Source organism: Burkholderia arboris (assembly GCF_038723655.1).
GTDB lineage: Bacteria > Pseudomonadota > Gammaproteobacteria > Burkholderiales > Burkholderiaceae > Burkholderia > Burkholderia arboris.
In genome coordinates this window covers 1,083,781-1,095,871 of the sequence record NZ_CP109823.1, presented here as the reverse complement: position 1 = coordinate 1,095,871, position 12,091 = coordinate 1,083,781, and the positions used below count along the sequence as shown (strand labels likewise).

The window sequence follows — 12,091 nt, the reverse complement described above, 5'->3', positions numbered from 1 at the left end:
CGCGGCGCGTTGAGCCGCGTCATGCGCGCGCCTCGTCGATCGACGGCATCGTGAAGCCGAGCGCGTCGAGCTGCGCGAGCAGCGCGCGCGTATCGGCCGCTGCATGCGACGCAAGCGGCGCGCGCACGCGCGCCCAGTCGCCGTGCCGCGTGAAATGCGCGACCACGGCCTTCAACGCGGGAATCATCGACGGCGATTGCAGCGCGGTGCGCACGGTCGACACGCGCCCTTCCCACGTCGCGCGTGCGACGGCCGTCGGCGCCGCAAGCAGTTGCGCGATCGCGTGCGGCTGCAGGTTCGCAGTCGCCGAGATGCAGCCGGCCGCGCCGAGCGGCAGCGCGCGGCCGAGCAGCGCCTCCGACGCCGGGAACACCGCGAAACCCGGAAAGCGTTCGAGCATCGTCACCGTGTTCGCCCAGTCGCCCGAACTGTCCTTGATGCCGACCACCGTGCGCGGATACGCGGCGACCAGCCGCTCGATCAGCGTGTGCGTGATCGGCACGCCCGTCAGCTGCGGGATGTGATACAGCAGCACGCGCAGCCGCTCCGAGCCGACCGCGTCGATCACGCCCGCGTAGTAGGCGAACAAGCCTTCATCGCTCACGCCCTGGTAGAAGAACGGCGGCAGCATCAGCACGCCCGCGCAGCCGGTCGCCACCGCATGGCGCGTCAGCGCGATCGCGTCCGGCAGCGCGCACGCGCCCGTGCCGGGCAGCACTTGCGCGGGATCGATGTCGGCGGCCGCGATCTCGTCGAGCAGCGTGCAGCGCTCCGCAACGCTCAACGAGTTCGCCTCGCTGTTCGTGCCGAACGGTGCGAGGCCCGCGCCCTGCCCGACGAGCCAGCGGCAGAACGCGACGAAGCGCGGCGCGTCGATCGACAGGTCGGCGCGAAACGGCGTGAGGACGGGCGCGAACACGCGCGGCGCGGCAAAGGCGGACATGCGGGAGTCTCCGGTTGGATGAGCCGATCGGCGGGCAGTCATGCGCATGCGCTGAAGAAATCCAGCATCGCGTCGCCCAGCAGCGTTTCGCCCGAATCGAAATGGGCGACCACCGACGTATGGTTGTGGCGCGGCATCTGCATGAAACGCGGCGCGCGCCCCGGACGGCGTTCGCGCTGCCGCGCGCTCGCGACGCGCTCGAAGAACGCCGCGCCGTACGCGTCGAGGTAAGGGTTCTCGTATTCGGCGACGACGATCATCAGCGGCGCGTCGATGCGCGCCGCATGGGCGAGCGGCGAGCGCGCGGCATGGCGCGACGGATCGTCGCCGAAATACGCACGCACGCCGGCCGCGTTCGGGTTGTCGGGCAGCGTGTCGGCCGCGAGCCGCGCGCTGATCAGCACCGCGCCCGCGACGCGTTCGCCGCGCCGCGCATCGAGCAGCGGATCGCCGAGATACGTCGCGACATGCGCGCCGCCCGCCGAATGCCCGACGATGAAAATCCGCCCCGGGTGGCCGCCGTAGGACGCGATATGCGCGCGGGTCCAGTCGAGCGCCGCCGCGATGTCCTGCGCGCCGGCCGGATACGGCGCGTCGGGCGCCAGCCGGTATTCGACGTTGACCGCGACATGGCCGTGACGCGCGAACCAGCGCGGCACGTTGTCGTAGATCAACCCGTTGATGCTCTTGCGGCCGCGCACGAACGCGCCGCCGTGCACGAACAGCACGACGTCGGCCGGCGCACCCTGGAGGGTCGCGTGCTGCACGAACACGTCGAGACGCTGGCGCGCATCGGGCCCGTACGGAATGTCGCGCTCGATCTCGCAGCCGAGATCCGTCGCCGCGCGCGCGGCGACGAGCGGCGTGTACGTGTCGATCACCCAGTCGCGGTGCGCATCGATGTCCTGCGCCCAGACGGCGCCGATCTCCGCGAAGCGCGCCCTCAGCGCTTCCGACAGATTACCCAGCGGTTCCTGCCAAGCGTGCATCCCCTGCCTCCCTGCATGACGGCTAGCGGCCGGCGCGTGCCGGTGTTCCGCCGTTCGAACGGCGACGGGGACCATTCTGGTATATAAATCTAGTTTTGTGTATACACAATCACTACGTAGTATACCCAATGAGAATCGAGGCATTTTTGCGCGACAGTCACGCCCATGCATTCATCCGTCGCACGCCGACATTCTTCAAGGACACCCATGGACAAGCTTCGCCACATCGCGCTTTCGGTCGACGACCCGGAAGCGGCCGCGCAATTCTTCGAGCGCGCATTCGGCATGCGTCGCGCGGGCAACGCGATGCGCGGGATCTACATGACGGACGGCACGATCAACGTCGCGCTGCTGAATTTCAAGGACGAGACGGTGCCCGGTTATGCGGGGCTGAAGGACGTGCGCGGCGTGATCCACTTCGGGATGTGGGTGGACAACGTCGACGCGACGGCCGAGCGCGTCGTCGCGGCCGGCGGCACCTACCTGACCGGCCGGCACGAGCAGGACCCGAACGTGTTCTATGAAGTGAAATACCGGATGCCCGACGGCACCGTGTTCGACATCACGTCGAACGGCTGGAAAGGCGCGGTGAAGGAAGTCGTGCCGGCCGGTGCAGCGGGCACGCAACCGTGACCGCGCGGCTGGCGGTGCTCGCGCTGGTGCCGTTGCCGGACACGACGCTCGATGCGCTGCGGCGCGACTACGTGGTGCATTACCACCCGGACGGGATGCCGGCCGACCTGGCCGACGCCGGCGCGATCCGCGCGGTCGTGACCAACGGCACCTGCGGGCTCGACGACGCGCGCATGGCGCGCCTGCCCGCGCTCGAAATCGTCTGCGCATTCGGCGCCGGCTACGAGAACGTCGACGTCGCGGCCGCCGCGCGGCGCGGCATCGTCGTCACGCATGCACCCGGCGCCAATGCGGCGACCGTCGCCGACCACGCGCTCGGCATGCTGCTCGCGCTCGCGCGCGGCTACGCGCCGCTCACCGGCGCGGTGCGGGCCGGCCGCTGGCACGCGTCGCGCGCCGCCCGGCCCACGCTCACCGGCGCCGCGCTCGGCGTGATCGGGATGGGCCGCATCGGCCGGCTGATCGCCGCGCGCGCGCAGGGCTTCGACATGACGCTCGGCTATCACGCGCGCGGCCCGCACGACGACGCGCCCGGCCGTTACTACGCCGACCTCGTGCAGCTCGCGGCCGACAGCGACTTTCTCGTGATCGCGTGCCACGGCGGCCCGGCCACCCGGCACCTGGTGGATCGCGCGGTGCTGCTCGCGCTCGGGCCCTACGGCTACGTCGTCAACGTCGCGCGCGGCTCGGTGCTCGACACGGCCGCGCTGCTCGACGCACTCGACGCGGGCGAGCTCGCGGGCGCCGGGCTCGACGTCCTCGAGCACGAACCCGACGTGCCGGCCGCGCTGTTCGACCATCCCGACGTACTCGTCACGCCGCATGTCGCGGGCCGCTCGCCCGCCGCATGGCTCGCCCAGCGCGACGCGCTGCTCGCGAGTCTCGCGCAGCACTTCTCCCGCCTGCCCGTCGAATTCGCGGTACGCGCCGCGTAGGCGCGAGCGGCGCGTACCCGCGCCGTTTCGCTCGCCGCACGCCCCGCGCGCCCCGCGCGCCGCCCCGGAGATCGCCACCATGAAGGTCCGATCGTTGTGCCTCGCCGCGCTGTACTGCGCGGCCGCCGGCCTGCTGGCCGGCCGTTCCTCCCACGCGCAATCGTCCGCGACGCTGTACGGCCTGATCGGGCTCGACGTCGCCAGCGCAAAGCGCAGCGGCGGCCCGCCGGCCGCGATCGCGATGCAGAGCCCCGGGCTCACCGCACCCTACTGGGGGCTGCGCGTGGCCGAGGATCTCGGCGGCGGCTACCGCGCGCTCGCCGTGCTCGAAAGCTTCTTCCAGCCCGTCAACGGCGGCATCGGCCGCACGTCGGCCGACCCGTACTGGGGGCGCAACGCGTATGCGGGCATCGAGGGCCCGTTCGGCACCGTGACGCTGGGGCGGCAGACCAACCTGCTCTATCTCGCCGAACAGGCCGTCAATCCGTTTCGCGCTTCGATCCTGTTTTCGCCGCTGGTGATGCAGACCTTCGTCGCATCATACGGCGGCGCGATCGCAGGCGACACGGTCTGGAACAACGCGATCCAGTACACGAGCCCGACCGCCGGCGGGCTGACCGCGAGCGCCGTCTTCGCGCCCGGCGGGCTCGCGGGTGCCAGCGGCGCGGCCAACGCGGGCCTGTCGCTGCGCTATGCGAGCGGCCCGCTCACGGCCGTCGCGACCGCACAGCGCACGCGGATCGTCGCGGGCGCGGCCGCGCCGACGCAGAACGCGTACCTCGCCGGTTTCGCGTACGCATTCCCGCGCATCACGCTGTACGGCGCGCTACAGGGCACGCGGACGTCTGCAACCGACACGGGTTCGCACACGTTCGAGGCCGGCCTGTCGGTGCCCGTCACGTCGCGGCTGGCCGCACTCGCCGAATGGGCATACACGCGCCGCACCGCGTTACGGACGGCCGTATCGCGCAACACCGGCGCGGCCGGGCTCGACTACACGCTGTCGCGGCGCACCGACGTCTATGCGCTCGCCGTGTACGACCGCCTCGGCGGCAGCGGCGCCGCCGCGACCTGGGCGCTCGGCATCCGGCACCTGTTCTGATGCCGCGCGCATCGCGTATCCGGGTCTACCCGCTATAACCAAACCGCTGTTTTGTATAAAAAAGAAGTGCTTCGGATTCAACAACGTCCGTGCGTATAATTTTTCTCAGTTCATGTATACACAAACGCGATTCATGAACCGGCACGGCCCGCGTCCCGCTCGCGTCATGCGAACCGGCCGCCGCCCGCGGGATCGCCTCGCACGATGCCCGTCCGGCGCAAGCCGCTTCGCCCCGGAAAACAACGACGACTATTTGGAGACCGAATGAAAAAGAAGCTGATCGCGTCCAGTGTCATGCTGCTCGCCTGCGCCGGTGCGCATGCGCAGTCGCGCATCTGGCTGTCGGGTTACATGGACCTGAACATCGAGCACCTGATTTCGTCGGGCCCGGGCGGCAACATCACGCGGATGTCGAGCGGCGGTCTGAACAATTCGCGCTTCAACCTGAGCGGCGTCGAGGAGCTCGGCGGCGGCAACAAGGCCGTCTTCACGATCGAGCCGATGTTTTCAGCGAACACGGGCGTGCAGTCGACGCAGTTCCGGCAGTCGTTCGTCGGCCTCAAGGGCAACTGGGGCGAGCTGACGATGGGTCGCCAGTTCACGCCGTCGTACTGGCTGGCCGGCTATGCGGACCCGACGTGGGCGGCCGACTTCAGCATGGTCAACGACATGCAGTTCTTCTACGCGACCTATCGCGTCGACAATTCTCTGCAGTACAAGACGCCGGCCTTCCACGGCTTCACCGGGCGCGTGATGATCACGACCGGGCTCGGCGACGGCACGCGCGCCGGGCGCTTCTTCAGTACCGGCATCGAGTATCGCAACGGGCCGCTGTTCCTCGGTGCGGTCAGCGAGCTGCAATACACGCGCGACATCTTCCGTTCGTCGCAGATCCATTCGTCGCGCGACAACTACTTCTCGGCCGTGTACCGCTTCGGCGGGTTCGAGCCGACCGTGATCTACCACACGTACAACGGCTATTACGCGTATCCGCCGTATGTCGCATTCAACTCGCAGGGCTGGGACGCGCAGATCGGCGCGCGCTGGAACATCGACGGCATCAACCGCGTGTACCTGAGCGTCGTCCATCGCCACGACGACAACAACACGAGCATCTCGAGCGCGACCGGCGGCGTGATCGGCTACATCTACGGGCTGTCGAAGCGCACCGACCTGTACGTGACCGCCGCGCACGTGAAGAGCCAGCATCGCGTGCCCGTCGCGTATCCGGTCACGTTCCAGGTATATCCGGACGGCGGCCAGAACCCGTCCGGGTTCCAGATCGGGATCCGTCACGCGTTCTGATTTTCCGGATCCGCGCGTCGCGACCGGCCTGCCTGCTGTTCGCGACGCCACGCAACAATCATGACCAGGAGACATTCATGCTTCGACCACGCAACAGACGTATTCCTCAGGCCCGGCTCATCGGCCCGGCGGCCGCATCGATCCTGATCGCGGCATCGGCACTCGCCAGCGCCGCGCAGCCCGCGGCGGACGCACCGGCCACCGCGAGCGCGAGCGTTGCTGCGCCCGGTACGCCCGGCACGCCGGCCGTCGCCGATCCGTATCTCGCCGGCTGGCTGCGCCTCACGCCCGAGCGCCGGCCGGTGCCGCTGAAGCCCGGCGTCGACTACGGGATGGACCCGGCCACCGGCCAGTTCGTGTGGCCGAAGGCGGCGCCCGAAGTCCACCAGGGGCAGCGCTTCCCCGGCGAGCTTTCGACGTGGGACAACAAGCACTATGCGAAGAACGTGAAGGTGCTCGCGTTCTACCCGGGCGTCGATTCGCCCTTTCACGCATGGAACAACATCGTCGACTTCGACGGCAAACGCTACCTGTACATCCACGACCGCGACTACCTGCGCATCATGGACGTGACCGATCCCGCGCACGGCAAGGTCGTGTTCTCGAAGGGCGGCGTGTGGGGGCCGAAGGGCTCGAGCGAGCATTTCGATCCGAACAACGTGCACGACTACCTCGGCGGCGCGACGGTCGCGTGGAGCCGCAAGCTCGGCAAGCCGGTGCTCGTCGCGTCGTTCGAGATCGGCCGCTACGGGCTGATGACCGAGAAGATCGACCAGCCCGACAAGGTCGCCGCGCAGCGCCGCTACAACTCGCTGAAGGGCTTCCGCGTGTACGAGATGGATGGCCCGCTGCCGAGCCAGTGGAAGCTGATCGCGACGCGCACGACCGACTACCGCCACCCCGACGCGCCGATCGGCCAGCAACAGGGTTCCGGCTCGCTCGACGCACCCGAGTACTACGGCGGCAAGTACATGATCGTGGCGGCCGCGCCGGACGACAGCTATGCGCTGACCGAGTATCCGAACTATCTGTACTCGCCGGGTTACCAGGTATGGGACATGTCGGATCCGGCGAACCCCGTGTTCGTGTCGCAGATCGCGGTGCCCGGCCAGATCCTCGGCAACGACGAACACGAGCAGGCGTACCTGATGAATCCGCGCGCCGGCAACCGGACGTCGTGGATGGGCTCGCGCAACCCGATCTTCCTGCCGAAGCCGCTGGAGAACGGCGGCAAGATCGGCTTCGGCGCGATGGGCGGCCTCGGTTTCTACGCGTTCGACCTGAGCAACCCGGCGAAGCCGACGATCCTCGGCAACGTGAACACGCCGCCGAGCTTTGCGGGCACCGAATTCGACAACGCGGACGTGAGCCAGTACGCACGTACCGGCTACGTGCTCACGAACGGCTATCCGATGAACCGCGACTGCTACGAGCCGTACAAGGACATCTTCGTCGTCGATGCGCGCGACCCGTCGCACCTGAAGGTCGCGGCCAAGCTGCCGGTGCCGGAAGTGCCGGCCGGCGCGCCGTTCACGAGCTTCTGCCAGCGCGGCGGCAACTTCGGGCCGAAGCGTGCCAACGCGATCGGCCAGCCCGGCACCTGGCGGCAAGGCATCGTCCCGTATTCGTTCTACAACGCGGGCGTGCAGATCTACGACGTGAAGAACCCGGCGAAGCCGACGATTGCCGGCTACTTTGTCCCGGCGCTCGCGGACGAGAAGGAACTGCCGTCCTATACGCTCGGCAAGGGGGTGTTCGCGATCTACACCGAATACGACCGCAACATCATCTGGGCCTTCACGGAGAACGGTGCGTATGCGCTGTCGACGCCGCTGCTCGGCGAGCCCGTGCTCGGCAAGCCGGCGAAGCCGTGGCCGCCGCGTTGAGTTGCGCCGTGACGCCGCCGGGCGGGTGACCGTCCGGCCGCTTCGTGTGCCACGGCCGCGGCCATATGCGGTGCGGCGCGCGTTGCATCGCTTCGTTTCGATCCCCGCCGGCGACCGGCGGGTTCATCAAGTTCAAGGACGCTTTCCCGATGATGTTCAGATCCCTCGCCGCGCCGCTGTCGTGTGCGCTCCTGCTCGCCACGGCGGCACCGCCCGGCCGCGCCGCGACATCGGCCAGCGAGCAGACCTGCCGCGCATGCCACACGCTCGATACGACGAAAGTCGGGCCGCCGTTCCGCGCGATCGCCGCGCACTACCGCAACGACTCCGATGCGCTCGCGAAACTTCGCAAAAGCATGCTCGAAGGCAGTACCGGCAAATGGGGCAGCGCGACGATGCCGCCCAACGCGATCTCGGCCGACGATGCCGCGCGGTTCGCGACGTGGATCATGTCGCTGAACCGGGACGGGAAGTAGCGGACGACCGCAAGCATGCGACGCGCGGGTCGACACGTTCGATCCCGCGTGCCGGCTGCATGTGAAAAAAGGCGGGCGCACGCCCGCCTCCGCATCGTTCGCGCGCGCACCGCCACACTTGCGGCACGCATGCGAACCCGTCGCGTTACTTCAGCCGCGTCGCGATTTCATTCGCCATCGCCTTCGTCGCGGCCTTCGTCGGCGCATCGTCGGCGCATCGTCGGCCAGCGCGTTCAGCAAGCCGAAATCGTGGATCGTGCCGTCGTAGCGCGTGGTCGTCGCGTCCACGCCGGCCGCGTCGAGCTTGCGGCCGTACGCTTCGCCTTCGTCACGCAACACATCGAACTGCGCGACCTGGATCAGCGCGGGCGGCAGGCCCTTCAACTGCGCGATGCTCGCGCGTAGCGGCGACGCGTAGATCTCGTTGCGTTGCGCTTCGTTCTTCGTATAGGCGTCCCAGAACCACTTCATCATCGGCCGCGTCAGGAAGTGGCCCTGCGGGTACGCGTTGTACGAGCCCGTGTTGAAGTCGTGGTCCGTGACCGGCCACATCAGGCCCTGGAAGCGGATCGCGGGGCCGCCCTTGTCCTTCGCCATCAGCGCGACCACGGCCGTCATGTTCCCGCCGACACTGTTGCCGACCACCGCGAGGCGGCTGCCGTCGACACCGATCTCGGCGCCGTGCGCAGCCACCCATTTCGTCGCCGCATAGGCCTGGTTGATCGCGACCGGGTAATGCGCTTCCGGCGACGAAATGAACGGGACGCGGATACCCGGCGCTTGTGCCGCGTCCGATCAGAAGCGATAGCCCAGCGACACAAAGGTCATGATCGGATTGATCTTCAGCCGTGTCGTGCTCGTGACGGTCCCGACCGGCGCGCGCGTCGTGAGGGTCGCCTTCGTGGACAACCACGCGTACGCAAACGAAGCGCCGATGGACCAGTGAGTATCCATATTGTAGGTGAGGCCTGCGTTGAGAATCGGGGCAAAGGACTTGCTCAGCGAGACCGAAGTAGGCCCTTCGAGGCGCGCGCCAACGGATGGCGAGTAGAGGAACTTGCCGGACGCAACCGGATTGCTCAGGTCAATGCTGTTGAACCAGACATACGAGATCCCCGCACCGACATACGGCCGCAAACGTGCCGACGGCGCGCCGAAATGGTACTGCGCGATTATCGCGGGGCTCCAGGCTCGCGCCGTTCCCAACTCCCCGAGTCCCGCAAGCGTCCCCGTGCCGGTGAGATGGAGTTTCGGTGGCACGCCCGCGATCGTCTCCACGGCAATATGGTCGGTCACGAAGTAGGTCGCCGTGAGCGCAACCGTATCGGCATCCGAGATGGTCGCTCCGCTTCCGGCCATCGTGTTCGATCGGCCGAGGGCATTGACCGTCAGCGGCTCGCTGGAATCCTGAGGCGCCATGTGCAACCAGCCCGCATTGATCATGAGTTGTCCTGCAGATTGCGCGTGCACGGAAGAAATGACGGATATCGACAACAGAATTGCCGCGCTCGTATGCTTCATATGGCCTCCAGAGGTTGTTATAAAGGGTTTTCCAGCGGTGCAGGATTCGTCATTCGGGAACCGGCGGGGAGCCCGCCCGTTCCCGAACATTCCACCGCGCAACAAATCGGAACGTCGGTCAACGATTTCTGAGTTTGTTGATCAAGCGCACGCTCGTGACAGCGGCAGCCCGCTTCAGGGACGTCAGCGGATCGGCACGATTCGAGGGCGCGCCCACGGGTAAGCCCCCCAGGCGGGGAAACAGCCGCTGAGCATTACCGGATTCGATCGCCGCGCGCGCGTTGGCATCCCAAACATTCGAATGCTCCAGCGTGTTGCATTGCATCGCCGTCACCGGTGCAGGCGCGAACGGGAAATCGCTGCCGAACAGCACCTGGGACGGATCGACCAATTCGCGCAGCGCCGCTTGAGGAAAGTCGGCCGGAGAGAGCGCAGTGTCAAAGTGGAATCTCCGGATATAGGTCAGCATGCCGGCCGGCATGCTGGATACGAACTCGGGAAGAAGATTGGCGAGCGACAGGCGCCACGCGACATACGGAACGAAGCCGCCCGCATGCGCCAGAATCCAGCGGATATTGGGGTAGCGCTCCATCGTGCCGGTCAGGACGAGGTTCAGCGCGGCACGCGTCGTGTCGCACAGGAACTCGATCAGAAAGCCCGGTGCGATCAACCCGAGCTCCTCGCTTGACCGATGCAGGTTCGGATGCACGAATACAACCGCCTGGCGCCTGTTCAGCTCGGCCATCAGTTCGTCGAATTCCGGCGAGCCCAGAAAGCGCCCCTCGGTACTTCCTAACAGGACGATACCGTCTGCGCCAAGCACATCCAGTGCATGAATCGCCTCCTTGCACGCGTGATCGGTAAACGGCATGGGCAATACCGCGAACGATCCGAAACGATCGGGGTATCGCTGACGCAGTTCAGCGGCGTACTCGTTGCATCCTCGCGCCAGCGCACACGCTTCATCGAGATTGCCGAAATACACGCCTGGCGCCGAGATTGACAGCAACGCGACTCGAATGGCATGAGCATCCATCACCGCGAGCGATTCATTTTCGGTCCAGACGGGAAGATCGGCACCCGCAACCTTTGTCAGGCCACGCCGGGACATGGCGGCTCGATATACGGGTGGAACAAAGTGATGATGAACGTCGATACGGCTCACCCTATTCTCCAGTTTGAATTGAAAATAATATATAGTCCGAACTAAATTTGAGTATCCAGATCGCTTCGTCAGGCCGAATGAACACCGCGTCCCTAGATCGAGGCCGCTGACGCGCGGTGTACCGTTCCAGGTGCGCTCAGGAGGTCGAGGGCGACGTCGACGATCATGTCCTCCTGTCCGCCAACCATGCCGCGCCGTCCCAGCTCCACGAGAATGTCCATGGTCTTGAGCCCATACTTCGCTGCGGCCTGTTCCGCGTGACGCAGGAAGCTCGAATACACGCCGGCGTAACCCAACGCGAGTGTCTCGCGGTCGACCCGCACCGGGCGATCCTGGAGCGGGCGCACGATGTCGTCGGCGGCGTCCATCAGGCGGTAGAGATCGGTACCATGCCGCCAGCCGAGGCGATCGGCCGCCGCGACGAACACTTCGAGCGGCGCGTTGCCGGCGCCTGCTCCCATGCCGGCAAGACTGGCGTCGATCCGGTCGCAGCCCTCTTCAACCGCGACGATCGAATTCGCAACACCCAGGCTCAGGTTGTGATGCGCATGGATCCCCGTCTGTGTTTCCGGCTTCAGCGTGTCCTTGAATGCCCGCATCCGGTCGCGGACGTCGTTCATGTTCATCGCGCCGCCCGAATCCACCACGTAGCAGCAGGTGGCGCCGTAACCCTCCATCAACCTTGCCTGCTCCGCCAATCCTCGAGGCGTCTGCATGTGGCTCATCATCAGGAAGCCCACTGCGTCCATCCCGAGTTCCCGTGCGTACTCGATGTGCTGGCGGGCAATATCGGCTTCGCTACAGTGGGTCGCGACGCGTACGATCCGCGCACCCGCGTCGTATGCGGCCCTCAGATCATGGATGGTGCCGATCCCGGGCAGCAGCAGCGTCGCGACCTTCGCGCGCGTGACGACACTCGCCACGGCCTCGATCCACTCGACGTCCGTATGCGCGCCGAATCCGTAGTTGAAGCTGCTGCCTTGCAGTCCGTCGCCATGCGCGACCTCGATCGAATCGACCCCGGCTGCGTCGAGTGCGGCGGCGATCTCTGTCACGTGCGCGAGGCTGTACTGGTGACGGATGGCATGACTGCCGTCGCGCAACGTCACGTCGGAGATATAGAGCTTCTTGTCCAT

11 protein-coding genes and 1 pseudogene are annotated in these 12,091 nt (G+C 66.9%); 6 read left to right on the top strand and 6 right to left on the bottom strand.

Features of this window, described 5'->3' with window-relative positions:
• Positions 1 to 19 precede the first annotated feature (19 nt).
• The gene (locus OHZ10_RS37435) at positions 20 to 943 is read right to left on the bottom strand and encodes a dihydrodipicolinate synthase family protein (protein ID WP_174993590.1); all 924 of its coding nucleotides are present in this window, start codon (positions 941 to 943) and stop codon (positions 20 to 22) included.
• Positions 944 to 981: 38 nt separating this feature from the next.
• The gene (locus tag OHZ10_RS37430; RefSeq protein WP_059241173.1) at positions 982 to 1,932 is read right to left on the bottom strand and encodes an alpha/beta hydrolase; all 951 of its coding nucleotides are present in this window, start codon (positions 1,930 to 1,932) and stop codon (positions 982 to 984) included.
• Positions 1,933 to 2,139: 207 nt separating this feature from the next.
• On the opposite strand from OHZ10_RS37430, the gene OHZ10_RS37425 reads away from it, so the two are divergent.
• The 6 genes from OHZ10_RS37425 (at position 2,140) to OHZ10_RS37400 (ending at position 8,269) form a co-directional block, all read left to right on the top strand.
• Positions 2,140 to 2,565, top strand: coding sequence for a VOC family protein (locus OHZ10_RS37425; RefSeq protein WP_059241172.1), 426 nt, complete (start codon positions 2,140 to 2,142; stop codon positions 2,563 to 2,565).
• On the top strand, positions 2,562 to 3,500 hold the full coding sequence (locus tag OHZ10_RS37420) for a 2-hydroxyacid dehydrogenase (RefSeq protein ID WP_059241171.1): 939 nt from the start codon (positions 2,562 to 2,564) through the stop codon (positions 3,498 to 3,500). The genes OHZ10_RS37425 and OHZ10_RS37420 overlap by 4 nt, the downstream gene beginning before the upstream one ends.
• Before the next feature lie 79 nt (positions 3,501 to 3,579).
• A complete protein-coding gene (locus OHZ10_RS37415; protein WP_342706194.1) occupies positions 3,580 to 4,602 on the top strand; it encodes a porin in 1,023 nt (340 codons plus the stop codon).
• Positions 4,603 to 4,866: 264 nt separating this feature from the next.
• Positions 4,867 to 5,907, top strand: a complete 1,041-nt coding sequence (locus tag OHZ10_RS37410; RefSeq protein WP_059241169.1) for a porin — start codon at positions 4,867 to 4,869, stop codon at positions 5,905 to 5,907.
• A 77-nt stretch (positions 5,908 to 5,984) separates the two neighbouring features.
• The gene (locus OHZ10_RS37405; RefSeq protein ID WP_340625815.1) at positions 5,985 to 7,793 is read left to right on the top strand and encodes a hypothetical protein; all 1,809 of its coding nucleotides are present in this window, start codon (positions 5,985 to 5,987) and stop codon (positions 7,791 to 7,793) included.
• A 149-nt stretch (positions 7,794 to 7,942) separates the two neighbouring features.
• Entirely contained in the window at positions 7,943 to 8,269 is a 327-nt protein-coding gene (locus tag OHZ10_RS37400) for a c-type cytochrome (RefSeq protein ID WP_256087659.1), read from the top strand.
• A 145-nt stretch (positions 8,270 to 8,414) separates the two neighbouring features.
• Here OHZ10_RS37400 and OHZ10_RS37395 read toward each other — a convergent pair.
• From OHZ10_RS37395 to dmpG, 4 genes and pseudogenes are all read right to left on the bottom strand, one after another.
• A pseudogene (locus tag OHZ10_RS37395) lies at positions 8,415 to 9,025 on the bottom strand (alpha/beta hydrolase); the annotation flags it as partial.
• A gap of 39 nt (positions 9,026 to 9,064) precedes the next feature.
• Entirely contained in the window at positions 9,065 to 9,790 is a 726-nt protein-coding gene (locus OHZ10_RS37390; protein WP_059241166.1) for an OmpW/AlkL family protein, read from the bottom strand.
• 118 nt (positions 9,791 to 9,908) lie between these two features.
• Complete coding sequence (locus tag OHZ10_RS37385; protein ID WP_059241165.1) at positions 9,909 to 10,955, bottom strand: amidohydrolase family protein; 1,047 nt, start codon at positions 10,953 to 10,955, stop codon at positions 9,909 to 9,911.
• A gap of 92 nt (positions 10,956 to 11,047) precedes the next feature.
• Positions 11,048 to 12,091 carry a 4-hydroxy-2-oxovalerate aldolase gene (dmpG, locus tag OHZ10_RS37380; protein ID WP_059241164.1) on the bottom strand — a complete coding sequence of 348 codons (1,044 nt, stop codon included), beginning with the start codon at positions 12,089 to 12,091 and terminating at the stop codon, positions 11,048 to 11,050.